This is a genomic window from Gemmatimonadaceae bacterium (assembly GCA_019637355.1).
Classification (GTDB): Bacteria; Gemmatimonadota; Gemmatimonadetes; order Gemmatimonadales; family Gemmatimonadaceae; genus Pseudogemmatithrix.
In genome coordinates, this window is sequence record JAHBVT010000001.1 from 897764 (window position 1) to 922119 (window position 24356).

Here is a 24356-nt window from a genome sequence, read left to right on the forward strand (position 1 = left end):
GCTTCCGGTGTGTCCGTTCCCGTCACGATCAGCCACGAGGAGGAGGCGCTGGGCAAGGGCCTCGACCTGCGCATCGCGGGGCGCCTGCTGTCCTACGTGCGGCCGTATCGCGGACGGGTGTTGGCCGCGCTGGCGCTGCTGCTCGGCTTGGGCGCGCTGCAGCTCGTGGGGCCGCTGATGACGCGGCGGGTGATCGACGTCGCCATCCCGGCGCGCGATGCGGCGCTCATCGTGCAGTCCACGCTCATCCTCCTGGCCGCGCTGCTGGCGCAGGCCGCGGGCTCCTACGCGGAGACCTTGATCACGGGTACGCTGGGCCAGCGCGCGATGCACGACCTGCGCCGCGAGCTGTTCGCCAAGCTGCAGCGGTTGCCGGTGACGTTCTTCGACCGCAATCCGGTCGGACGGCTCGTCACGCGCGTGACCAACGACGTGGAGTCGCTGAACGAGCTGTTCACGTCCGGCGTCGTGGCCGGGCTCGGCGACCTGTTCACGCTGGGCGCAATCACCGTGCTGATGGTCGTCGTGGATTGGCGTCTGGCGCTGGCGGCGTATCTCGTCGTGCCGTTCATCCTCTGGGTGTCGGCGGTGTTCCGCGCGCGGGTGCGCACGGAGTACCGGGAGATCCGGACGCGCTTGGCCCGCATCAACGCCTTCCTGCAGGAACGGATCGCGGGGATGCGGGTGGTGCAGCTCTTCGGGCGCGAGGCGGACGAGGCGGCACGCTTCAAGGCGATCGACCGCGCGCACCTCGACGCCCACTTGCGCAGCGTCACGGTGTACGCGCTGTACTTCCCGGCGATCGAGATCCTGACGACGGTGGCGCTGGCGGCGCTGATCGTGGCGGCGGCGCCGCGGGTGGAGGCCAACGGGCTGACGGTGGGGACGCTGGCGGCGTTCCTGCAATTGGCGCGGCGGTTCTATCAGCCGTTGCAGGATCTGTCGGATAAGTACAACACGTTGCAGCAGGCGATGACGGCGGGGGAGCGGATGTTTGGGTTGTTGGATCAGGCTGTGGAGGTGGACGCGGGGTGGGAGATGGGAGACGGGGAGGTGGGTGACGGCGGGGAGAGGGGAGATGGGAGACGGATGGGAGAGGGGAGAGGGATGGGAGAGGGGAGAGGGATGGGGGAGGGGAGAGGGGTGACGGTTTCCTTTGAGGACGTTTGGTTTGCGTACGACCTCGCGCACCTTGCCTCCGGTGGTCAGGCTCCGGCTGAACCCGAGTGGGTGTTGCGTGGCGTCACCTTCACCGTGCGGCCGGGGGAGACGCTGGCGCTGGTGGGGCACACCGGGGCGGGGAAGACCACCATCATCAACCTCCTGCTCCGCTTCTACGATCCGCAGCGGGGGCGGATCCTCGTCGATGGCGTGGATATCCGCACGATGCCGCGTGCGGAGCTGCGGCGGGCGGTGGGGTATGTCCAGCAGGACATCTTCCTCTTCGCCGACGACATCGCTACCAACATCCGACTCTCGGCGCCGCTCTCCGATGCCGAGGTCGAGGCGGCGGCGGCGCGGGTGGGGGCGGACCGCGTGGTCGCGCGGCTGCCGGAGGGGTACCGGCAACGGCTGGGCGAGCGCGGGAGCAGCCTCAGCGTGGGCGAGCGGCAACTGCTGAGCTTCGCCCGCGCCATCGCGGCCGATCCGGCGTTGCTGCTGCTCGACGAAGCGACGAGCGCGGTCGACAGCGAAGTCGAGGCGACCATCCAGCGTGGTCTGGACGCGCTGATGCGCGGGCGGACGACGATCGCAGTGGCGCACCGACTCTCGACGATCACGCGGGCCACGGAGATCCTGGTGCTGCATCACGGAGAGGTCAGGGAACGCGGGACGCACCGCAGCCTGTTGGGCCTCGACGGGCTGTATGCAAGACTGTACCGATTGCAAGTGGGAGAGCTCGCCACGGCGTCGTGACAAGGGCCGCCGTACGCTTGCCGAGCCTCCGGACAGGGCGGTAGTTTTCCTCCTCTAATGCCCTACCTGCAGCTACAGGACCAGCAATTCCCGCTTCCGGCGGGTGACGCCACCGTCGGGGCCTTCGAAGGCGCCACGGTCCGGCTGCCAAGCGGCGACCCGGGCACACGCGCCGTGATCTCGGTGGGTCCCAAGGGCGTGGTAATCCGCCGCGGCGCTCCAGACGCGACCATCCTCGTGAACGGCGTCCAGCTTGGCCTGGAGCCAAGCCCGCTGCTGCACGGCGACCGCGTGGAGATCGCCGGTCACGAGCTTCGGCTGGGCGACGACAAGCAGGAAGGCAGCACGCAGTTCGTCAGCGCGGCCGACGTCGCGGCGATGGTGGCCGCCAAGTCGGGTGCCGCCCCCAAGAAGCCCACGACCGCCACCGGCGGCCGGCTGGTCTCGCTGGTGGACGGCCGCGAATACGCCGTGCCCGACAGCGGCATCACGTTCGGTCGCGAGGTGGGCAATGACGTGGTGCTCGCCTCGAGCGAGGTCTCGCGCAGGCACGCGAGCATCGCGCCGGCTGCGAACGGCTACGTGCTCACCGACCATAGCACGAACGGTGTCTGGGTGAACGGCACGCGCATCTCCGGAAGTCAGCTGCTTGGGCGTGGGGACGTCCTCAAGATGGGGACGGAGGAGTTCCGCTTTTACGCCGACGTCGCGAAGGCGGCACCGGCACCGACGGCCGCTCCGACTCCAGCCGCCCCGACTCCAGCTGCGCCGACTCCAGCTGCTCCGGCGGCCGCGGCTCCGGTCGCCGCCGCTGCTGCCGCAACCGCCTCCGCTGCAGCCCCCGCGCCTGCCGCAGCTCCCGTCCGCTCCACCCGCGCCCCGCTGGCCACGCTCGAAATCAAGGCCGAGGGGCCGCTCAAGGGCACCAAGTTCGAGCTGCACGCTGCGCTCACGAACATCGGCCGCGGCGACCACAACGACATCGCGATCCGGGATGAATCCATCTCGGACTCGCACGCCAAGATCCAGAAGCGCGCGGACGGCTGGTGGGTCGTGGATCAGGGCTCGACCAACGGCACCTACGTGGGCGGCCGACGGGTGCAGGGCGAGCAGAAGCTCGAGGGCTCACCCGACCTGCGCTTCGGCGGGATCAAGATGACGTTCCGGGCGGCGGTGCAAGCGGAGGGCGCGGGCGGTTCGACGCGCGCGATCGCGGCGGTGGACGCCGAGGCGCTGCGCAAGAACGTGGCGGCCAAGCCCCCGGCCAAGACGCCGGCGATGGCGAAGCAACCCAAGGTGGCGGCACCCGAGCCCAAGAAGTCCGGCTGCGGGGCCGCCATCGCCCTCCTCGTCGCCCTCGCCGGCACCGGCGTCGGACTCGTCGCGTTTCTCCTCACGACGGTGCGCTGAATAATGCAGATCCACGTCGGCGCCGGGACCGATACCGGGCGCGTACGCCAAGGCAACGAAGACAACTTCTTCGCCGAGGCGGATGAGCAGCGTGGGGTCTTCGTCGTCGCGGACGGGATGGGCGGACACGCAGCCGGTGAAGTGGCCAGCGAGATGGCGGTGCAGATCGTCGCGCGGCACCTCTTGCCGCTGAAGTCGGTGCGAGATGACGGGGCGGCGACGCTGGTCAACACGGCCCTGCAAGACGCCAACCGCGCGATCTTCGAGCGAATGCTCGCCGAGACGGACAAGCAGGGGATGGGCACGACCGCCTCGGTGATGGTGCTCTCGGACCACGGCTACTTGATCGGGCAGATCGGCGACTCGCGCGTGTACCTGTACCGCGACGGCACGCTGACGCAGATCACCAAGGACCACTCCTACGTGCAGGAGCAGGTGGACGCCGGCCTGCTCACGCCGGAGCAGGCCCGCTACCATCCCTACAGCAACGTCATCACGCGCTGCGTGGGTGCCAGCGATGAAGTCGAGTCGGACATCTACTCCGGCGAAGTGCGCGTCGGCGACGTGTTCCTGCTCTGCTCCGACGGCCTCACCGGAATGGTCGATGACCGCCGCCTGGCGCAGTTGCTGATGGCGCGTTCCGGTCCTGGCCGCGTCGTCGACAGCCTGATCGCCGAAGCCAACGGGCGCGGCGGCCTCGACAACATCACCGCCATCGTGATCCAGGTGATGGGTCTCGAGACCAGCGGTGGCTGAACAGCCGCAGACCGTCGCAGGGCTCTCCGAGCTCTACCTCGGCAACATCCTCTACGCGCTGGAGCGCTGCGCGCTCGCGATGGCGGAGGAGGGACGCTCGTCGGACGCGGCGTTCTATCGCGGCATCGGCAAGCTGCTCGCCGAAGCGCACGGGAAGGCCAAACAGGCCTCAGGCGAGGGCGGCGAGCACGGACGCTAGCGGCACCGCGCGACGTTCCACCGTGAACACGCGCAGCCAGCGGGCCGACTGATACAGCTGCTCGCCGAGGATCGGCAGGTTGAGCGTGCCCGCGATGCCCGCGTCGGTGAGCCGATGCACGCTGCCGTCCTTGGCGAGCAGCGGGAGGTCGAGGCCCAGCATCCGCTCCTTGCGCGGGAAGTCGAGCAGCAGCTCCCCGGGGCCGAGGCCGATGTGGGCGGCGAGCGCGTCCTCGGCGCGGCGGATGCGCTCGCGGTCGTCGGCGAGCCAGTCGAGGTCGTGCTCGGCCAGCGCGTAGGCCGGCACCTCGAGTGCGCGCTTATATAGCCGGCGCTCGCGGATGGCCGCGAGCAGCGGACGCGGCTGGCGGTCCAGCGCGTGCAGCAGGCCCTCATCCGAGTACGTCGGCAGCTGATTTACGTCGATGGCGCCGTCAGCGAGGGCATCCTCGACCAAGCGCTTGTACATCGCCGTCGCGCTGCGCACCGCGTGGTGCCAGTACACGTTGCGGTACATCTGGTACTTGGCGAAGAGCAGCGACTCCAACGCGCTGAGGCCGCGTTCTTTGAGTCCCACGGCGCGCCGCCCCGTGGCCGGGTCGGTAATCAGCGTGAGCGCGTGGCGCAGGCGGTCGACGTCCACCTCGCCATAGGACACGCCGCAGTTCATCGCGTCGCGCTTGAGGTAGTCGATCTTGTCGAGGTCGATGCTGCCGGAGATCAGGCCCTGCAGCGGCTCCTGGCTCTCGCCGCGCACCAGCGCGAGAATGCGCTCCGGCGCGTCGGCGGAGAACTCGGCGCGCAGGATCTCTCCGACCGCGCCGTCGGCGATGAGTGGTCCCGCGACCGCCTCGTGGTGCGGGATGCCGAGCTCCTCGAGCGCGTGCGAGAAGGGGTAGTGGCCGATGTCGTGCAGCAGCGCGGCGGCGATGACGATTCGGCCATCGAGCTCGGGGACGCCGGAGTCGCTCGCGGTCTCTCGGAGCAAGCGGACCGTTTCCTGCGCGAGATGATACGCGCCGAGCGCGTGCTCGAAGCGCGAGTGCGTGGCACCAGGGTAGACGAGGTGCGCGAGGCCCAGCTGGCGGACGTAGCGCAACCGCTGGAACGCGGGAGTATCCAGCAGCCGAAGGTAGGGGCCTTCGATGCGGATGTTGTTCCAGAGGGGGTCGCGGAGGGTGGGCACGCGTGAAGACTGATGACGGAGGACGGATGACGGAAGGGGCGGGATCCGCGTTCCAGCGCAGAATCCCGCCCCGCTCAGCTTCCGTTCTCCGTCATCCGTCGGATGTTCAGCCCTTCGGCCCCGCCGCCAGGATCTCCTTCGACACCGCCGCGCCAAACTTCTTGATGTTCTCCTGGAACATTCCGGCCAGCTTCTTGGCCTGCTCGTCGTAGGCCTTGGAGTCCTTCCAGGTGTTGCGCGGGTTGAGGATCTCGTTCGGCACGCCGTCGATGCCGACGGGGATGTGCAGGCCGAAGATCGGGTCGGTCACGCACTCGACTTCGTCGAGGTTGCCGGCGAGGGCCTCGCGCACCATCGCGCGGGTGTAGGGCAGCTTCATCCGCTTGCCGACGCCATACGCGCCGCCGCTCCAGCCGGTGTTCACCAGCCACACCTGCGCCTTGTGCTTGGTGAGCAGCTCGCCGAGCATCTCGGCGTACTTGGTGGGGTGCCACACGAGGAACACGGCGCCGAAGCAGGCCGAGAACGTCGCCTGCGGTTCGGTCACGCCGCGCTCGGTGCCGGCCAGCTTGGCCGTGTACCCCGAGAGGAAGTAGTACATCGCCTGCTCGGGCGTGAGGCGGGCAATCGGCGGCAGCACGCCGAAGGCGTCAGCCGTCAGGAACACGACGTGCTGCGGGTGGTTGCCGCGGCCGCTGGGCACGTGGTTCCGGATGTAGTGCAGGGGGTAGGAGGCGCGGGTGTTCTCGGTGATGGCCTGCGACGAGAAGTCCACGCGCTTGCTGCCCGGCTCAAGCACCACGTTCTCGAGGATGGTGCCGAACATCTCCGTCGTGGCGAAGATGTCGGGTTCCTGCTCCTTGGAGAGGTTGATGACCTTGGCGTAGCAGCCGCCCTCGAAGTTGAACACGCCGTGCTCGCTCCAGCCGTGCTCGTCGTCGCCGATGAGGCCGCGCTCGGGGTCGGCCGAGAGGGTCGTCTTGCCGGTGCCCGAGAGGCCGAAGAACAACGCCGTGTCGCCGTCCTCACCGATGTTGGCGGAGCAGTGCATCGAGAGCACGCCCTGCTTGGGCAGCAGGTAGTTCATCACCGTGAACATCGACTTCTTGAGCTCGCCGGCGTAGCGCGTGCCGCCGATGAGGATGGTGCGCTTGGCGAGGTTGAGCACGATGAAGGTGCCCGTGCGCGTGCCGTGCTTGGCCGGGTCGGCCTGGAACTCCGGCGCGTGCAGGATGCTGAAGTTGGGCGCGAAGGTCGCGAGCTCCGTCACATCCGGGCGGATGAACATATTGCGCACGAAATTCGCGTGCCAGGCGTTCGGCGTCACATAGCGGCAGGAGAGGCGATACGCCGTGTCGGCACCGCAATAGAGATCCTGCACGAAGAGTTCGGACTGCCCGTTGAGATAGGCCTTCACGTCGGCCAGCAGCGCCTCGAAGTGCGCCTCGGTCATCGGCTGGTTCACCTTGCCCCAGTCCACGTCCGCCTCGGTGCTCGGCTCCTTCACGACGAACTTGTCGTTGGGCGAGCGGCCGGTGTGCGGCTTGGTGACGGCGACGAAGGGCCCCATATGGGCCAGCTCGCCTTCGGAGCGCTTGATGGCGGCCTGGACCAGGTCCGGCGCCTCGAGATTCCAGCGGAGCGTGCCGGCGGGCTTGAGGCCCTGGGCGTCGAGGCCGACGGCGCTTTCGCGCACGGGAGTCGTAGCAGAGGTCATTGGAGTCAGGTGGTGGGACGGGTGCGCGTCTGCGCGTCGATGACGGCCACGGCCGTCATATTCACGATTTCCTGCACGTCGGCGCCTTGCTCGAGCACGTGCACGGGGTGTTGCATCCCGACGAGGATGGGGCCGATCGCCGTGGCCCCGCCAAGCTGGGTGAGCAATTTATACGAGATGTTGCCGGCGCTCAGGTTGGGGAAGATCAAGACGTTGGCCGCGTCCTTGAGCGACGAGAACGGATAGCGTTGCGCCAGGGCCTCGGCGCTGAAGGCGGTGTCGGCCTGCATCTCGCCGTCCACCACCAACGAGGGGTCGCGCAGGCGCAGCATCCGCACGGCCTCGGCGACCTTCTCGGCCTCGGGGTGCTTCACCGAGCCGAAATTACTGAACGAGAGCATCGCCACGCGTGGCGCCACGCCAAAGGCCCGGGCCACCACCGCCGCGCTCCAGCCGATCTGCGCCAGCTGCTCGGCAGTGGGGTCGATGTTCACGGTGGTGTCGCCGAAGAACACGATGTGCTTCTCGAACACCAGCATATAGAGCCCGCTCACCAAGCCGTGGCGGCGGTCGGCGCCGACGACTTCCAGCGCCGGGCGAATGGTCTCGGGGTAGTGCTTGCCCAATCCGCCCACGAGTGCATCGGCCTCGCCGAGCGCGACCATCACCGACCCGAAGGTCGTGGCGCGCGTCACGCGCTGCGATGCTTCAGGGAGCGAGAGGCCCTTCCGCTGCCGCCGCTGCCAGAGGTACTGCGCGTAGCGCTCGCGGTTGTTGCTGGTGCCCGGCTCCTCGACCTGGATCAAGTCCAGCGAGATGCCGAGCTCCTCGGCGAGGGCGCGGACCTTCTCCTTGCGGCCGAGCAGGATGGGATGCGCGATGCCGTCGTCGGCGAGGATCTGCGCGGCGCGCAGGATCTTGGGGTCTTCGCCCTCGGGGAAGACGACGCGCTTGGGGTCGCTCTGCGCACGGGTGGCGAGTCCGCGCATCACGCCGCGGGCACGGCCGAGCCGAGCCTCGAGCTGATCGCGGTAGGTGTCGAGCTCGATGAATTCCTTGGCCACGCCGCTGGCCACGGCCGCCCAGGCCACCGCCGGCGCCACGGTCAGCAGCACCCGCGGGTCGAAGGGGAAGGGAATCAGGTACTCCGGCCCGAACTTCACGTGCTTGAGGCCGTAGAGCCCGGCGACGCTGTCCGGCACGTCTTCCTTGGCCAGCTGGGCCAGGGCGCGCGTCGCCGCCATCTTCATCTCCTCGTTGATCGAGGTCGCGCGCGCGTCGAGTGCGCCGCGGAAGATGAACGGGAAGCCGAGGACGTTGTTGACCTGGTTCGGATAGTCCGAGCGCCCGGTGGCGATGATGGCGTCGTCGCGGACGGCGCGCACCTCGTCGGGCAGGATTTCCGGCACCGGATTGGCGAGCGCGAAGATAATCGGCCGCTTCGCCATCTTGGCGACCATCTCGCTGCTGACGGCGCCGGCCACGGAGAGCCCCACGAACACGTCGGCGCCCTCGAGCGCCTCGGCGATCGTGCGCTTCTTGGTCTTCACCGCGAAGCGCGCCTTGTACGGGTCCATATCGTCCTTGCGGCCCGCGTAGATCACGCCGGCCCGGTCGCACATCGTGATGTGCTCCTGCTTGACGCCCAGCCGCACATAGTGCATCGCCGTCGAGATCGCCGCTGCGCCCGCGCCAGAGAACACCACCTTGACCTCGGCGATGTCGCGGCCGGTGATCTCCAGCGCGTTCAGCAGCGCGGCGCCGGAAATGATGGCCGTGCCGTGCTGGTCGTCGTGGAAGACCGGGATCTTGAGGGTCTGCCGGAGCGTCTCCTCGATGTAGAAGCAATCCGGCGCCTTGATGTCCTCGAGGTTGATGCCGCCCACCGTGGGCTCGAGGAGCTGGCAGAACTTGATGACGTCGTCCGGATTCTCGGAGCCGACTTCGAGGTCGAAGACGTCGAGGTCGGCGAATTGCTTGAAGAGGTTGCCCTTGCCTTCCATCACCGGCTTGCCGGCCAACGCGCCAATGTTGCCGAGCCCGAGCACTGCGGTGCCGTTGGTGACGACAGCGACGAGATTGCCCTTGGCGGTGTACTTGTAGGCGTCCTCGGGGTTGCCCTTGATCTCAAGGCAGGGTTCGGCCACGCCCGGGGAATAGGCGAGTGCGAGGTCGCGCTGGTTGGCCAGGGGCTTGGTCGGGACGACGGCGATCTTGCCGGGCCGGCCACGTGCGTGATACTCGAGGGCGTCCTCTCGTTTCATCGGGAGGAATCTAGCGGGTCGGGGGGAAGGTCGGAGGCTCCGGGCCCTCTAACGTATTGAAGTGGAACCCGTTGGGCCCCTGCGGGGTTGTGAGCGGGGACCATCCCGACTACCCATTCAGCGATGCCATTCTCCCGCTCCTCCAGCGTCCGCACCGTTGCCCCTCAGGGCAGGGGGATGCTGGCGCGCGCGGTGGCGGGCGTGTGGATGCTCTTGCACCTGCTGGTGGTGGCCGGGGTCCCGGTGGTCGATGGCCTGGCGGACCACGAGTCGCCCTCGGCCGCACACATCGAGGACCTCGGCAACACCGAGTGCCCCACGCAGCACGCCGGGCACGGCGCCTGCGACCTGTGCCAGATCGTGAAGTCGGGCCGCGTCTCAGTGGCGGCCGTGACGGCGTTGCCGGTGCCGTCCCTCACGACGACCGCGACTCCCACGCGCGACCGGGCCAACGCCCCGGTCGCGCTCGTATTCCTCGACGGTCGGTCCTCCCGAGCCCCGCCGCTCGCGTGAGTTGACCGGCGCGCTGCTCGTCCAGCGCGCCTGAGCCCGGTTCGGGCTCCCGACATTCGGCCGCCCCGCTCGTGTGCGGCCAGCGTGCAATGGTCCGTGGCCAGTTCGGTCGCGCGTCCTCTCCCTCTCCGTGAATCCCTGTGTCCCTTCGCTCCCGTTGCATCTCGTGTTCACTCGCCGTGGGCTTCGCCCTGGCGGCCTCGTGGCCGCTGGCGGCGCAGGACCATCGGCGTGACGCCGAGCGCCACCTGCACGCGGTGGTGGAGGACGCGGCCACGGGACAGCCGCTAGGCGGGGTGGAGTTCTCCGTGGAATGGGTGGACGGCGTGTCGACGCTCAGGCGCACGGCGCGCAGCGACCGGCACGGGCACGTGGACATCCGTGGGCTGCCGCCGCAGGTCGTGACGATGCGGGCCCGGCTGCTCGGCTACGCGGCCGTGGCGCGGCAGGTGGACCTCGGCGGCGACGACGTCGTGCTCAAGCTGCGGATGGAGCCGGCGGCCGTGCGGCTCTCCGAGGTGGCGGTGGTGGCCGATAGCCTGGCCGACCCACTGGCCTCGGTGGCTGCCGTCTCGATGATGGACAAGGCGGACCTCGACGCCCACCGCGGCCAGACCCTGGGCGAGACCATCAAGCAGCTCCCCGGCGTGGCCGTGATCCAGCTGGGCCCGAGCATCGCGAAGCCGGTGATCCGCGGCCTGAACTCGCAGCGGGTCGTGGTCCTGAACGGCGGGCTGCGTCAGGAGGACCAGCAGTGGGGCACGGAGCACGCGCCCAACGTGGACAGCTTCGATGCCGACGGCGTGACGGTCGTGCGCGGAGCGGGCACCGTGCTGTACGGCGCCGATGCCCTCGGCGGCGTGGTGCGCGTCGAGCGGGCGCCCGTCGCGGACACCGGTGCGCGCCGGATGGAGCTGAGCACCAACCTCTTCAGCAACAGCCGGCAGGGTGCGATGTCGATGGCGGTGCAGCAGGGCGGCCTGCGACTGCCGTTGGTGGGGCGCGCCGGCTACCGGGCCCGCCTCACGGGGCGTGTGGCGGGCAACGGCGCGGCGCCGGACTACTACTTGGCGAACACGGGCTTCCGCGAGCTCAACGGCAGCGTCAGCGTCGGCGTGCAGCGCCCCTGGGGTCGCAGCGAGGTGACCGTCAGCCACTTCGGGACGGAGCTGGGCGTGCTCAAGCAGGCGCACGCTGGCAACTTCGACGACCTCGAACGGGCGATGAACGAGGCCCCACGCGACAGCGGCTTCACCTACGGGATCGATCGTCCCAACCAGCGCGTCTCGCACACGACGCTGCGCTGGCGCACGGTGCGCACCCGCGCCGACGCCGGCCAGGTGGAGCTCACCTACGGCCTGCAGTACAACAACCGTCGCGAGTACGACAACCACGGGCCCCTGCGCTTCCGCAACATCCCGGCCTTTCATCTGCGCCTGTTCACCAACTCGCTGGACCTGCGCTACAGCCACGCGCCCTGGCGCGGCTTGTCCGGAACAGTTGGCGTGACCGGCGTCGTGCAAGGCAACCAGACGCTGGGCAAGGGATTCCTGATCCCGGGCTACGACCTCTTCCAGGGCGCGGCCTACGCGCAGGAGGAGTACCACCTCGGGCGCGTGACGTTCTCGGCGGGTGCGCGGCTCGACGGCATCTCGCAGACCACTCTCGCCTACGGTGACGCGGGCATCAACAGCCCGGCGGGCACCCGTCGCTGGGCCGGCGTGGCGGGCTCGTTCGGCGCGGCCTATCACCTCACCGACGCGCTGGACCTCACGCTGCGCCTGGCGCGCGCTTGGCGGCCGCCGACGGTCAACGAACGCTACGCGCAAGGCGTGCACCACGGCTCGGCGCAGTACGAGTTGGGCGACGCGTCGCTGGACGCCGAGCGCTCGGTGGGCCTCGAAGGCGGCATTCGATACGGCGGGCGCCGCGTCACGCTCGACCTCGCGGCCTACGAGAACCGGATCGAGGACTTCATCTTCCTCGAGCCGCGCGCGCCGATGGTCACCATCCGCGGCACCTTCCCGGCCTTCGGGTACGCGTCGACGCGTGCACGGATGCGCGGCCTGGAACTCGCGGGCAGCGTCGCGATGACGTCCTGGCTCTCGCTCGAGGGCACGGCCACGGCGGTGCGCGGTGACGACCTCCTCCGCGACCAGCCGCTCTACGATATGCCGGCCGACCGCGCCCTGCTCACGATGAAGGTGGAAGGCGCCGGCGCGCGACTCGGCCCCTGGGACGTCGGCGTCGGCACGCTGCTCGTGCGTCGCCAGGACGGCGTGCCGGCCGGCACCATCTACACGCTGCCGACCGACGGCTACGCCCTCGTGCAAGCCAGTCTCGGTCTGCACGCACTCCGCGTGGCGGGCCGTCCGTTGGACCTCACGCTGAGCGTCTCCAACGCGCTCAACGCCCGCTACCGCGACTACCTCAGTCGCTACCGTCTGTTCGTTGACGATGCCGCACGCGATGTCGTGCTGCGCGTCCGGATGCCACTTACCTGAGTCGGCGTCCGCTCACTTCACCCGTACCACCAACAACCTCCACAGGAGCTCACAATGTTTCGTTCGACCCTGCGCGTTGTTCCGGTCCTCGGCCTGCTCGCCCTCGGCGTGTCGGCTTGCGGCGACTCCACCACCGGCCCCGGCGGAGAGCAGGAACTCATCACCCGTGTGACCCTCACGCTGACGCCCACGGGCGGCGGCGCAGCGCTCACCGCCTACATCGACGACCCCGACGGTCTCGGGCCGATTCCGCCGTCGGCCCAAGTGGGCGACCTGAACCTCGTCGCCAACGGGACGTACACCGGGACCATCCTCTTTGAGAACCGCCTCGTCGCGCCGCCGGAGAACATCACGGAGGAAGTCGAGGAAGAGGCGGAGGAGCACGGCATCATCTACACCGTCTCCGGTGCCACGGGCACGACGGTCGTGATCAACGACACGGACGCCGACGGCAAGTTCCTCGGCTTGCAGTACACGGTGACGGCGGGTGCCACGCCGGGCCCTGGCACGCTGCGCGTGGTGCTCTGCCACTACGACGACGCGCCCAAGCCGATGACGGCGACGTCCTGCGCCGGCGACACGGACATCGACCTGACCTTCAACTTCACCGTGGTCGCCGCGACCTTGCAGGCGGCGCGCCAGTAAGACGGCGTCAGCGCGGGCGGCGGAGCCAGTCCAGCGGATCCACCGCCCGCCCGCCGTTCGGGCGGATCTCGAAGTGCAGGCGTGGCGGCAGGTCGGGATCCGCCTGCCCGACGGTCCCGATGGTCTGGCCCTTGCGCACCTGCGTACCGCGGCGCGCGTGGATCTCCTGCAGCGAGGCGTACATCGAGTATGTGCCGCCGCCGTGCTGCACGATCATCGTCAGGCCGTAGGTGCCGGCCTGCTCCGCGAAGACCACCTCGCCGTCGGCGATGGCCTTCACCGGCGTGCCCGCGGGGGCGCCGATGCCCATCCCATTCCAAGTGATGGACGTGTTGTTGGGACTCACCACGCGCCCATAGCGGTAGACGATGTTGCCGTCCACCGGCCAGTCGAGGCGGCCGAGGTCGGCCGTCGTGATCGAGCCCGCGACCGGTGCCGCACCGGTGCGCGCCGCCGCCGCTTCGGCGCGCCGCCGCGACTCCTCGATGGCCGCAATCACGTTCGTGAGCCGCTGCTCGTCGCGCGAAATCTGCTGCAGTCGTTGCTGCGCCTGCCGCTGCTGGGCCTCGATCTGCGCCAGCGTACGCCCGCGCGCCAGCTCGAGGCGGCGGAGCCGCGCCTCTTCGTCGGCGCGCTCGCGGCGGTTGCTCTCGACGTCTCCCTGCAGGCGGACGAGCAAGAAGCGCTGCGCCGTGATCTGCGTGTTGAGTTGCTCGACGCGCTGCAGCAGCGCCCGGTCACGCTGCGCCACGAGATGCAGGTACTTGTAGCGCGCCACCAGTGCACCGAAGCTCTCGGCCGAGAGCAGGGCCTCGAGCGCGTGCAGCGGGCCGCGTTTGTAGATCTCCTGCACGCGGCGCGTCAGGATGGCGCGCTTGATGGCCAACTCGTCCTGCGTGCGCACCAGCGACGCGTTGACGTTCTCGACTTCCGCGTAGAGCGATCCGAGCTGGTTGTCGAGGCTGCGCACGACGCGCGAGGTGGCCTGTGCTTGGCGGGCCAGGTTCTCCCGCTCGGTGGTGACGTTCTGGGCGCTGCGCTGGTACTCGCGCATCCGCTGCTCCAGCGTGCGCCGCTCCTCGCGCAGGCGCTCGAGCTCCAGCTGCTCCTGGCGCAGGCGCTCGGCGGATTGCTGGGCGGAGGGGGGGAGGGCCGGGCGTTGTTGGGGACGGATGACGGAGGACGGAAGCGACAGGGCCATAGCTACCGCGGCCAGCCGGAGGAGGCGCACGCGGCTGGCTTCCGTCATCCGTCTTCCGTCCTGCCTCACACCTTCCTCAGGTGTCGCCCGACGGAGAGGGCGCTTCCCAGCAGCCCGATGCCCGCGCCCGCGACCACGCCGAAGACCGCCATCTGGGCGTCGAAGAACTGCACCTGGAACACCCAGCGCCCGGACACCTGTACGGCCGTCCACGTCAGGGCGAGGGCGAGCAGGCCGCCCAACGTGCCCTTGAGCGCGCCTTCGATCAGGAACGGGGCGCGGATGAAGCCGTCGGTGGCGCCCACCAGCCGCATAATCGCAATCTCGCGGCTGCGCGCGAGCACGGCCATCCGGATCGTGGACCCGATGATGATGATGGCGACGAGGGCGAAGGTCACGCCCAGTGCTATGCCGGCGCCGGTGGCGATGTTCCGCAGCCGGTGCAGGTTCTCCACCCACTCCTCGCCGAAGCGCACATCGTCGATGAAGTCGTAGGTGTCGAGGCGCTTGGCCACGGCGCGCACGGTGGCGGGGTCGCGCATTCCCGGGCGTAGGCGCACCTCGATGCTGGCCGGCAGCAGGCCCGACTCGAACACGTCCTCGAACTCGCGGAGTTCGCGGCGGGCGCGCTCCAGCGCCTGCGTCTCGGTCACGAGCCGCACGCTCTGCACTTCGGGGAACAGCGCCACGTCATCGACGGCGGCGGCGGTGGCTTCCGGCGGCGTGCCGGCGGCGACGAAGCCGCGCACCTCCACCCGGTCCTCCACCTGCTGCAGCGCGGTGCGCAGGTTGAGCGCGACCAGCCCGAAGAGCCCGAAGGCGAAGAGCGAGAAGGCAATCGTCGTTACCGACAGCGCGCTCAGCATCGGCGCGCGGTCAAAGGCCCGGAAGGCTTCGCGGAAGGCGAGCTTCATCCTCGGGCCTCCGGATCCTCGGCGGCCGTGTCGTACACCAGGCGGCCGCGGTTGAGCTCCAGCGTGCGCAACTCGGTGCCACGCACCAAGGCCAAGTCGTGCGTCGCCATCACCACGGCCGTGCCGGCGGCGTTGATGTCGCGCAGGAGCTGGAAGATGCTGCGCGACGAGCGCTCGTCGAGGTTGCCGGTGGGCTCGTCGGCCAGCAGCACCAACGGGTCGTTCACGAGGGCGCGGGCGATGGCCACGCGCTGCTGCTCGCCGCCGGAGAGTTCGTGCGGCAACGCGGTGGACTTGCTGGCGAGCCCCACCTGCGTGAGCACGCGGGCCACCTTCGGCGCGATCTGCGACTCGGGCGTCCCGGTGACCTCGAGCGCGAAGGCCACGTTCTGCTCCGCCGTGCGGTCGTCCAGCAGCCGGAAGTCCTGGAACACGATGCCGAGCCGACGGCGCAGGCGCGGGATCTCACGGCGCGACATCGTCACCGAGCTCTTGCCGTCCACGCGCACCTCGCCGCTGGTCGGGCGTTCGGCCACGTGGATGAGCTTGAGGATCGTGCTCTTGCCGGCGCCGCTCGGACCCGTGAGGAAGGCGAACTCGCCGCGCCGGATGTGGAACGAGATCTCCTCGAGGGCGGGGCCGCCGCGCGGATAGTGCTTGGTGACCTTCGTGAAGCGGATCATCGCCTACTTGAGGGCCTGCTCGAGGTCGGCGATCAGGTCGTTCGCCGACTCGAGTCCGATGCTGAGGCGCAGGAAGCCGTCGGGGATGCCGATGGCCGCCCGCTCGGCCGCGCTCATCTTGGCGTGCGAGGTGAAGCGCGGTTCGCTCACCAAGGTGTCCACGCCGCCCAGTGAGGGCGCGTGCGTCACCAGCTTCAGCCGCTTGAGGAAGCGGTCGGCGGCACGGCCGCCGCCCTTGAGCTCGATCGCCAACATCCCGCCGTAGCCGTCCAGCGTCTCGCGTGCGACCTCGTGGTCCGGGTGCGACTTGAGGCCAGGGTAGTGCACCTGCACGATCTCCTTGCGGCGCTCGGCCCACTCGGCGATTTCCATCGCCGACTCATTGGACCGCTTCACCCGCACGTCCAGCGTCTTCAGGCCGCGTTCGAGCAGCCAGCAGGCGAAGGGATCCGGCGTCTGCCCCCAGAGCATCTCCTTCTGCAGCACCTCGTCGATGTAGGGCTCGGATCCCAGCACCACGCCCATCAGCACATCGTGGTGGCCGTTGAGGTACTTGGTGGCCGAGTGGATGACCACGTCGGCGCCGTACTCGAGCGGGCGGAAGTTGACGGGGCTGGCGAAGGTCGAGTCCACGACCAGCGCGATGCCCGAATTGCGCGTGAGGAAGGAGATCGGCCGCAGGTCGAGGACGCGGCAGGTCGGGTTGACCGGCGTCTCGAGGAAGATGGCGCGCGTCTCCTTGCGGATGTGGTTGCGCCACACACGCGGCTCCCACGGGTCGACGAGCTGCACCTTGATGCCCATCCGGACGAACTCTTCGAGCAGGAGCCGATGCGTCCCGCCGTAGATGTACTGCGACGCGAGCAGGTGATCGCCCGGGCGCAGCAAGGCGAGCAAGGCGCAGGCGGTGGCGGCCATCCCGCTGGAGAGCAGCAACGAAGCCTCGGCACCCTCGAGCATCGCCAGCCGCTTCTGCACGCGCGCGGCGTTGGGCGTGTTGCCGTAGCGCGTGTAGCGCAGGCCGTCGCCAGTGCCGATCTGCTGCAGGTGGTTGACGCTCTGGACCAGCGGCTCGACGACGGCCTCGCCGGGCGCGTGGGCTTCGCGGGCACCGTGGATGGCGAGCGTCGCGAGCGAGGGCGTCGTCGGCTTCTTCTTCGCGGGCATCGCGCTCAGGCGAGGGACTTGGTGAGGACGGGGCGGTGGTCCACGTCCATCTTGACCAGCTTCACGATCTCCGTGACCGCGAGGCCGGCGAGGTCGCGCACGACGACTCCGCCTTTCGGCAGCGACTCGTCGTACACCACAGGCGCCAATTCGTGGCGGCGCGGGCCGTACACCCACACCAGTTCGCCGTCCTCGATCAGGCGGATCTTGGCGTCCTTGGGCGTGATGCGCACCAGCGGACCGCGCTCGGCGTCGCCACGGCGCGTGGCGATGAAGCCCACCACCTGGAGCGGCTGGAAGTTGCGCATCAGGCCACCCGACCCAGCGGGAGGAAGCGGTCGGCGACGCGCCGCAGCAGGCGGCGGCGGGCCAGCGCCTCGAGCATCTCGCGGCAGGAGTCGCAGGGCAGGCCGGTGCCTTCGGCGACGGCATCGGCCAAGGCCTCACCGGCGCGCATCACGTGTTCCCAGCAGGCGCGCTCCTGCGCCGTGACGGCGCCGACCAGCCGCGCCTCGAGGTTGGGCAACTGCACCACCAAGGCCAGTTGATGCGTCTCGAGCACCTGCTCGATGATCTCGAGGTGATCCTCCTGCAGGCCGTGCAGCACCACGTAGCCGCCGCGCGGCGGCACGTCGGCCGTCATCGGCAGCATCAGCTTGGAGATGAACTCGTCGGCGCAGGAGCGGTCCAGCACGCCGATGTGCGTGAAGTCGAGAAAGGCGACCGAACCATCGGCCAGCCCCGCCAGGCGCTGTTCCACGACGCTGCGCACCAGCATTCCGGTGCGGCGGGTCACGAGGTCCGAATAGTCCCCGGGGACGGAATCGCGCAGCGCAGAGCGCACGTCGATATGTGTCACGCGCCCTCCGCCCGTTCGGGGATGATGATCTGCAATTGGGCTCCGGCGAAGGCCGGCAGCCCTTCTTCGAGCGCGAGCGAGTCGTCCCAGGACGGCGGGAACACCATTCGCGCCGTGCCGCTGCGGATGGAGAAGCGCCCGTCGTGGCGATGGGCATAGCCCTTGATGCCGCGCAGGCCCTGCCCGCGCCCGGGCTCGGAGTGCCGGCTGAAGCCCTGCGTGGCGGCGGCGTCCAGCGCGGCGGCGTCATTCCAGCGCTCGCCAGCCAGGCCGCGTACGCGCGTGCTTTCGAGCGAACGCCGGAAGCCCTGTCCGGCGTCAGCGACGGCGATCACCACCACCTGCCGTCCGACACGGCGCTTGGCCCAGTTGTAGACCTGGACGCCCACCCAGCCGCCGCGTCCCGCGTGCTCGACGATGTTCTGGCAGGCTTCCGAGAGCGACATCGCGAAGCCCATCGTCGCGCGGGCCTCGAGGTGCAGCCGGTTGGTCAGGATATGCGTGGCGCGGTCCTTCACGCGCTCGACCACCTCGTGCACGTCCTCGCTCTTGGCGATCGGCGTGACCTCGAGCAGCACGTCGGAATCCTGCTGCGCGCGCGGCCGCGGGACCGGCCCGCGCATCGTGTACAGCTCCTCGGCGTAGCGGAAGAACGCCGATCGCGCCCAATAGGACTTCACTTCGTCGTCGGCCGGCGGCGCGAAGTCGGCCTTCTCCGCCCGCGACTGCGCGAGGCAGAGCAGGCCGGTGAGGCCATAGGGGGTGGCGAAGCGCGTGTGCCGGGCATCCACCAGGACTTTCGCGTCGGGCGCGAGCGGCGCGAGTTGCTCGAGCACCTGCTCGAAGCTCTGCTCGTCGAGGTACGCGGGGACGGTGATGACGGCGGTCACAGCGGGTGCAGTTCTCCGCGGAGGTGGTGTGCGAGGCCGGTGGCCCCGCGATGTTCGACGTTCCGTGCGGCGGCGTCGCAGGCCCGCCGCATCGCCTCGGGTAAGCTATCACCTGCGACGGCGTGTGAGAAATAGGTTGCGCCCCACACGTCGCCGCAGCCGGTCGGATCGCCCGCGCCGTCCACCCGCGCCGCCGTGGCCGGCACCAAGGCCGTTCGCAGCGGCCGCCCCACGCCGGCATCCTCGAAATAGACGACCCCACGCTTGCCGAGGGTAACGAAGAGGCGCCGCACGCCCGCCGCCATCGCCGTCGCCGCGAGGGCCAGCGGGTCCGCCGCCAGCATCGCGACCTCGTCCTCGTTCACCTGGAGCTCGTCGAAGCAGGCGCACCAGGCCGCCACCTCGGGAATCTGCCGCCACGTGCGCAGCCCGTCGGGCTCGATGCCCATCGTCAGGGAGTGCAGGTCGCAGTAGATGGGGCCCTTGAAGTGCTGCCGCAACAACTGCGCCGTCTCGAGGTCGAGCTCGAAGCCGCTGATGAGATTGATGTACAGCGCGTCGAGGTCGCGCAGCAGCGGCTGGAGTCCTGCCCAGGTCCAGCCCGGCACGCCACCGCTGAGCACCTCGCTGCGGCGTTCGTCGGTGTGGTAGCGCAGCTCCACCCGGTTGTTGCGGTACGGCACTTCGATCGGCTGGGCGTCGGCCGCCACGCGGCGCAGCGTGCGCAGGAACTCACGCGCCTGCGGGGCGAGGTCGCTGCCGACCTTCACCAGCGGCACCAGTTCCCAGTCGTCGGGCAGGGCGGCGTCGCAGGCCGAGAGCGCGTAGGTGATGCCGCCCCACTCCTCGACCGGGCCGCGGCGCGGGTCGCGGCCGTGGATCACGTCCCAGACGAAGCTGCCGATGACCCCGAGCCGTCGCCGACGCGGGGCGGACGCCCCGTCGGTCACATCAGCCCCGTCTGCTGGGCAAAGGTCGCCACTGCACCGACGACGCCGGCGTTGCCCTGCAAGGCACCCGGCACGATGCGGCAGGCCTCGACGGCCGGCTTGAACGCCCGTCGCCGCACCTCGGCGCGCATCGGCTCGAACAGCGCATCGCCGGCCTGGGTCACGCCGCCCGCGAGCACGACGACGTCCGGGTTGAAGATGTTCAACAAGTTGGCCACCCCGGCTCCGAGTAGCCGCGCGGTCTCGCGCACGACTTCCAACGCGAGGCGGTCGCCCTGCTTGGCCGCATCGTACACCAGCGCGGCGGTCAGCCGACTGAGGTCGCCGCCCACCATCGCCGGCATCGTGCTGGGCTCGCCGCCGGCCAGCGCTTCACGCGCCCGCTCGGCGATGGCCGGGCCTGAGGCGTAGGCCTCGAGACAACCATAATTCCCGCAGCCGCAGCGTCGTCCGGTGGAGTCGATGGTCGTATGGCCGACCTCACCGGCCACGTCGCTCACGCCGTGGTAGAGCCGGCCGTCGAGGATGAGTCCGCCGCCGATGCCCGTCCCGATCGTCAGGCCCACCACGTGCCGCGCGCCCTTGGCGGCGCCCAGCCACCACTCGCCGAGCGTCGCGCAGTTGGCGTCGTTGTCGAGCGTTGCCGGCAGGTGCACGGCGTCCACGATGCGCTGGCGCAGCGGGAAGTCCCGCCAGCCGAGGTTGGGCGTGAAGATCACGACGCCACGCTCGCGGTCCAGCGGCCCCGGCGAGCCGATGCCCACACCAAGGATGTGCTCGCGCGCCGCGCCCGTCGCCGCCATCGTCTCGGCGATGACGCGTTCGGTGAGCTCCGCGATGCGCTGCACGACGGCGTCCGCGCCGAGGTCGGCGCGGGTCGGGGTGGCGTTCATCGCGAACTGGCGGCCGCCGTCGGCGCTCAGCGCCCCGACGACGACGTTGGTGCCGCCGAGGTCGACGCCGATGATGTAGCGGTCGGAGGGCAGGGGACCGAGTGTCATTGTCGGAAATCTATGCCTTGCGGGGGTTGCCGCGTTGCCGCGAGCTTTCGCGGCCTGATGACCACTCCGACGCCGCGGGATCCGGGACTGGCGCAGTCACTGCTGCCGGTCGTCACGCTGATCGGGCTCCTCGCCCTTTCGGTCTTCTTCTACGGGGACGGCTCCTCCAGCGGAGCCAACCAGATTGCGTTGCTGCTGGCGGCGATGGTCGGCGCGGTGGTGGGCATCCGCAACGGACACGCCTGGGCCGACCTCCAGAAGGGCATCGTGCACGGCATCTCGTTGGCGATGGGTGCCATCTTGATCCTGCTGGTGGTCGGGTCGTTGATCGGGACCTGGATCCTCGCCGGTACCGTGCCGACGATGATCCATATGGGCCTCTCGATCCTCAGCCCGAGCTGGTTCTACGCGGCCGCCTGCGTCATCTGCGCAATCGTCGCGCTGGCGACCGGGAGCTCCTGGACGACGGCGGGGACGATCGGCGTGGCCCTGGTGGGCGTGGCGACGGTGCAGGGCCTGCCGCTGGGCCTCGCCGCCGGGGCGATCATCTCGGGCGCGTACTTCGGCGACAAGATGTCGCCGCTCTCGGACACGACCAACCTCGCGCCGGCGATGGCCGGTACCGACCTCTTCACGCATATCCGGCATATGGTCTACACGACCGTGCCGAGCATCGTCATCGCCCTGATCATCTTCGCGGTGATCGGTTTCGTGAAGGGCGGCGCGGCGGACGCCCCGGAGATCGCGGTCATCCAGGCGCAGCTGGGGGAGCAGTTCCGGTTGGGTTGGGTGACCCTACTGCCCGCGGTGCTGGTGTTCGGGCTGGTGCTCAAGCGCGTGCCGGCATTTCCGGCGCTGATGATCGGCGCGTTGGTTGGTTGCGTGTGGGCGCTGCTCTTCCAACAGGCCGCGGTGCTGCGCTTCGTCGGCGAGACGGATCTGCCGCGCGGCCTGGCCCTCGTCAAGGGCGCGTGGACGGCGATGTTCGACGGATTCGCGCTGGAGAGCGGCAACGCCGCGCTCGACGAGCTGCTCTCGCGTGGCGGGATGTCCAGTATGCTCAACACGGTGTGGCTGATCATCTCGGCGATGACCTTCGGTGCCGTGATGGAGACCACCGGGATGCTGCAGCGGATCGCGGCCGGGATCCTCGGGGCGGTGCGCGGCACCGGCACGCTGGTGGCGGCGACGCTGGGCACCAGCATCGGGATGAACGTCATCGCGTCGGACCAGTACATCGCCATCGTGCTGCCGGGGCGGATGTTCCGCGCCGAGTATCGGCGGCGCGGTCTGCGTCCGGAGAATCTCTCGCGCTCGTTGGAGGATGCGGGGACGCTGACTTCGCCGCTGATCCCCTGGAACACCTGCGGCGCCTTTATGGCGACGACCCTCGGCGTGGCGACGGCGGCGTATGCGCCGTTCGCGTTCTTCAACCTGCTGAATCCGCTCATCGCCGCGGCGTATGGCTTCGCCGGCGTGACGATCACGAAGCTCCGCCCCGAGGAGCTCGACGCGCCGGACGGCGCGGTGCAGCAGTAGCGCGATGCGCATCTCGGTGATCTTCAGCACCTACGAACAGCCCAAGTGGCTGGAGAAGGTGCTGTGGGGATTCGAAGCGCAGACGTATCGCGACTTCGAGGTGCTCATCGCCGACGACGGGTCCTCGGCCCCGACGCAGGAGGTCATCGCGCGCGTCGGCGCGGCCGTGCGGTACCCGATCACGCACGTGTACCAGGAGCACGACGGCTTCGGGAAGTGCCGCATCCTGAACAAGGCCATCGCCAGGGCCAGTGGCGAGTATTGCTTCTTCACCGATGGCGACTGCATTCCGCGGGCCGACCTGCTCGCGGTGCACGCGGCGAATGCGCGGCGCGGGCACTTCATCTCCGGCGGCTACCTCAAGCTGCCGATGGCCACCAGCGAGGCCATCACCAAGGACGACATCCTGGCCGGGCGGGCGACGGACTACGCGTGGCTGCGTGCCCACGGCACGCCGTGGAGCCGGCGCCTGGCGCGTCTCAAGTGGGGGCCGCGAGTGGCCGCCGCGCTCGACGCCATCACCCCCACCGGCGCGACCTTCAACGGCCACAATGCCTCGGTGTTCACCGACGACCTCGTCGCAGTCAACGGATTTGACGAGCGCTTGCAGTGGGGGGGGCTCGACCGCGAGATTGGCGAGCGCTTGGAAAACCTCGGAGTGACCGGGCGGCAGTTCCGGCACCGGGCCTTGGTGGTGCACCTGGATCATCCGCGCGGCTACAAGAACGCGGCTGGGATCGCGGCCAACCGCGCCATCCGGGATGAAGTGGCAGCGCAGAAGCTCACGCGCGCGAGTCTGGGCTTGGACCAGTACCTCTCGCGCTAACCGCCGACCGCACGGTTGGCTCATCACGGGGGTCGGATGTCGCGTCTCAATGGCCGGTGGATGTTCGCAGCGGTTGTCGGTCTGACGTTCGCCGCCGTCCCGGCGCTGGCACAGCGGGGCCAGCCGGCGCGGCCGGCGACGCCGCAGGCATCGTCGCAGGCCACCGCGCGCCCGATCCGCTTCGGCGAGGCGGTCAACGGCACCCTCGCGTCCAGCGATCCCAAGTTCGGGGGTCGCGGTGCGTTCCACACGTATCGCTTCGATGCCAAGGCCGACAAGCACTACATCATCACGCTCGATGCGCCGGACTTCGACGCCTGGCTCTGGGTGGCGCGTATCGTCGGCGGGCTGAGCGAGGAACTGGCGCAGGACGACGACGGCGGCGAGGGGACGAACTCGCGCCTGCGCTTCCGGCCGCCGGCCGCCGGCAGCTACATCATCGTGGCGCAGTCGCTGTCAGAAGAGGGGCTCGGGCCGTACACGGTCAGGGTGGAAGAGACGGATCCGCCGCCGCCGCCGACGGCAACGACCATCGAAATCGGCGCGACCGTCCGCGGTGAGCTGACGGACGCGAGCCCGATCCGCGAGGAGGACGGGGGCGCGCCCTACGACCTCTACAACGTGAGCGGGCGCGGCCAGCGTGTACGCATCCTGATGCGTTCCGAGAGCTTTGACGCGTACCTGCACGTGCTCAAGGTGATGGGGCCAAGCCAGGAGCAGGTGGCCACGGACGACGATAGCGGCGGTGGCACGGACTCGCGCATCACCCTCACGCTCGACGGCGACTACGTGATCATCGCGCGCTCCCTCGGCGCCAGCGGCCGCGGGGAGTACTCGCTCTCGGTCACGGAGGCCGAAGAGGTGCGGGTGGTGCAGCGCCCGATCGCCGTGGGCCAGACGATGAGCGGCGTGCTGTCCGAGGGCGACCCCGAGCTCGACGACGGCGGCTACTTCCACGAGTACGTCGTCGACGCCCGTGCCGGCGACCGCTTCCGCATCACCCTGCGCTCCGGGGACTTCGATTCGTACCTGCGCTGGGGCACCAAGTCGGACGGCATCTTCACGGAGATCGCGACGGACGACGACAGCGGCGGCGACCTCGACTCGCAGCTTGAGGTGCGCGTCGAGCGCGCCGGCACCTACGTGATCCGCGCCAGCGCGCTCGGCAGCGGCTCCACCGGCGCCTACGCCCTCACGCTGGAGCGCGCACCGTAGC

22 protein-coding genes are annotated in these 24356 nt (G+C 69.6%); 10 read left to right on the forward strand and 12 right to left on the reverse strand.

What is annotated here, in order from left to right; translation table 11 throughout:
- Positions 1-9 precede the first annotated feature (9 nt).
- From KF689_04055 to KF689_04070, 4 genes are read left to right on the forward strand one after another with little or no spacing between them, the layout of a single operon-like run.
- Positions 10-1917 carry an ABC transporter ATP-binding protein gene (locus tag KF689_04055; protein MBX3132551.1) on the forward strand — a complete coding sequence of 636 codons (1908 nt, stop codon included), beginning with the start codon at positions 10-12 and terminating at the stop codon, positions 1915-1917.
- A 57-nt stretch (positions 1918-1974) separates the two neighbouring features.
- A complete protein-coding gene (locus tag KF689_04060) occupies positions 1975-3327 on the forward strand; it encodes an FHA domain-containing protein (GenBank protein ID MBX3132552.1) in 1353 nt (450 codons plus the stop codon).
- Between the two features lie 3 nt (positions 3328-3330).
- Positions 3331-4083, forward strand: a complete 753-nt coding sequence (locus KF689_04065) for a Stp1/IreP family PP2C-type Ser/Thr phosphatase (protein ID MBX3132553.1) — start codon at positions 3331-3333, stop codon at positions 4081-4083.
- A complete protein-coding gene (locus KF689_04070) occupies positions 4076-4282 on the forward strand; it encodes a hypothetical protein (protein MBX3132554.1) in 207 nt (68 codons plus the stop codon). The genes KF689_04065 and KF689_04070 overlap by 8 nt, the downstream gene beginning before the upstream one ends.
- On the opposite strand, the gene KF689_04075 is transcribed toward KF689_04070, so the two are convergent.
- The 3 genes from KF689_04075 to KF689_04085 form a co-directional block, all read right to left on the reverse strand.
- A complete protein-coding gene (locus tag KF689_04075; GenBank protein ID MBX3132555.1) occupies positions 4253-5467 on the reverse strand; it encodes an HD domain-containing protein in 1215 nt (404 codons plus the stop codon). The two genes, KF689_04070 and KF689_04075, sit on opposite strands and share 30 nt — an antisense overlap.
- Before the next feature lie 106 nt (positions 5468-5573).
- Entirely contained in the window at positions 5574-7184 is a 1611-nt protein-coding gene (pckA, locus tag KF689_04080; GenBank protein MBX3132556.1) for a phosphoenolpyruvate carboxykinase (ATP), read from the reverse strand.
- 5 nt (positions 7185-7189) lie between these two features.
- Entirely contained in the window at positions 7190-9448 is a 2259-nt protein-coding gene (locus tag KF689_04085) for an NADP-dependent malic enzyme (GenBank protein MBX3132557.1), read from the reverse strand.
- A gap of 123 nt (positions 9449-9571) precedes the next feature.
- Between KF689_04085 and KF689_04090 the strand changes: the two genes are divergently transcribed.
- The 3 genes from KF689_04090 to KF689_04100 all read left to right on the forward strand — a co-directional run bounded on the left by KF689_04090 (position 9572) and on the right by KF689_04100 (position 13110).
- Complete coding sequence (locus tag KF689_04090) at positions 9572-9961, forward strand: hypothetical protein (GenBank protein MBX3132558.1); 390 nt, start codon at positions 9572-9574, stop codon at positions 9959-9961.
- Between the two features lie 140 nt (positions 9962-10101).
- Positions 10102-12465: a TonB-dependent receptor gene (locus KF689_04095; GenBank protein MBX3132559.1), complete on the forward strand. Its 2364-nt coding sequence runs from the start codon at positions 10102-10104 to the stop codon at positions 12463-12465.
- Between the two features lie 54 nt (positions 12466-12519).
- Complete coding sequence (locus KF689_04100; GenBank protein ID MBX3132560.1) at positions 12520-13110, forward strand: hypothetical protein; 591 nt, start codon at positions 12520-12522, stop codon at positions 13108-13110.
- A 7-nt stretch (positions 13111-13117) separates the two neighbouring features.
- Here KF689_04100 and KF689_04105 read toward each other — a convergent pair whose 3' ends face one another.
- Genes KF689_04105 through KF689_04145 form a run of 9 tightly spaced genes read right to left on the reverse strand, consistent with a single transcriptional unit; the run spans position 13118 to position 20775 of the window.
- On the reverse strand, positions 13118-14359 hold the full coding sequence (locus KF689_04105) for a peptidoglycan DD-metalloendopeptidase family protein (protein MBX3132561.1): 1242 nt from the start codon (positions 14357-14359) through the stop codon (positions 13118-13120).
- A gap of 17 nt (positions 14360-14376) precedes the next feature.
- On the reverse strand, positions 14377-15225 hold the full coding sequence (locus KF689_04110; GenBank protein MBX3132562.1) for a permease-like cell division protein FtsX: 849 nt from the start codon (positions 15223-15225) through the stop codon (positions 14377-14379).
- Positions 15222-15908 (reverse strand): cell division ATP-binding protein FtsE, encoded by a 687-nt coding sequence (gene ftsE, locus KF689_04115; protein ID MBX3132563.1) that lies wholly within the window; start codon positions 15906-15908, stop codon positions 15222-15224. Before ftsE ends, KF689_04110 begins: the two co-directional genes overlap by 4 nt.
- A gap of 3 nt (positions 15909-15911) precedes the next feature.
- Positions 15912-17075 carry a PLP-dependent transferase gene (locus KF689_04120; protein MBX3132564.1) on the reverse strand — a complete coding sequence of 388 codons (1164 nt, stop codon included), beginning with the start codon at positions 17073-17075 and terminating at the stop codon, positions 15912-15914.
- Between the two features lie 5 nt (positions 17076-17080).
- Positions 17081-17383 carry a hypothetical protein gene (locus KF689_04125; GenBank protein MBX3132565.1) on the reverse strand — a complete coding sequence of 101 codons (303 nt, stop codon included), beginning with the start codon at positions 17381-17383 and terminating at the stop codon, positions 17081-17083.
- Complete coding sequence (locus KF689_04130) at positions 17383-17934, reverse strand: hypothetical protein (protein ID MBX3132566.1); 552 nt, start codon at positions 17932-17934, stop codon at positions 17383-17385. The genes KF689_04125 and KF689_04130 overlap by 1 nt, the downstream gene beginning before the upstream one ends.
- A complete protein-coding gene (locus KF689_04135; protein ID MBX3132567.1) occupies positions 17931-18824 on the reverse strand; it encodes a sensor histidine kinase in 894 nt (297 codons plus the stop codon). Before KF689_04135 ends, KF689_04130 begins: the two co-directional genes overlap by 4 nt.
- Positions 18821-19774: a carbohydrate kinase family protein gene (locus KF689_04140; GenBank protein MBX3132568.1), complete on the reverse strand. Its 954-nt coding sequence runs from the start codon at positions 19772-19774 to the stop codon at positions 18821-18823. The genes KF689_04135 and KF689_04140 overlap by 4 nt, the downstream gene beginning before the upstream one ends.
- Positions 19771-20775, reverse strand: coding sequence for an ROK family protein (locus tag KF689_04145; protein MBX3132569.1), 1005 nt, complete (start codon positions 20773-20775; stop codon positions 19771-19773). Before KF689_04145 ends, KF689_04140 begins: the two co-directional genes overlap by 4 nt.
- A gap of 57 nt (positions 20776-20832) precedes the next feature.
- On the opposite strand from KF689_04145, the gene nhaC reads away from it, so the two are divergent.
- The 3 genes from nhaC to KF689_04160 are packed head-to-tail and all read left to right on the forward strand — an operon-like array spanning position 20833 to position 24355.
- Positions 20833-22314, forward strand: a complete 1482-nt coding sequence (gene nhaC / locus KF689_04150) for a Na+/H+ antiporter NhaC (GenBank protein MBX3132570.1) — start codon at positions 20833-20835, stop codon at positions 22312-22314.
- A 4-nt stretch (positions 22315-22318) separates the two neighbouring features.
- Positions 22319-23140 (forward strand): glycosyltransferase, encoded by an 822-nt coding sequence (locus KF689_04155; GenBank protein MBX3132571.1) that lies wholly within the window; start codon positions 22319-22321, stop codon positions 23138-23140.
- Between the two features lie 36 nt (positions 23141-23176).
- Complete coding sequence (locus KF689_04160) at positions 23177-24355, forward strand: PPC domain-containing protein (GenBank protein MBX3132572.1); 1179 nt, start codon at positions 23177-23179, stop codon at positions 24353-24355.
- The last annotated feature ends 1 nt before the right edge of the window (position 24356 follow it).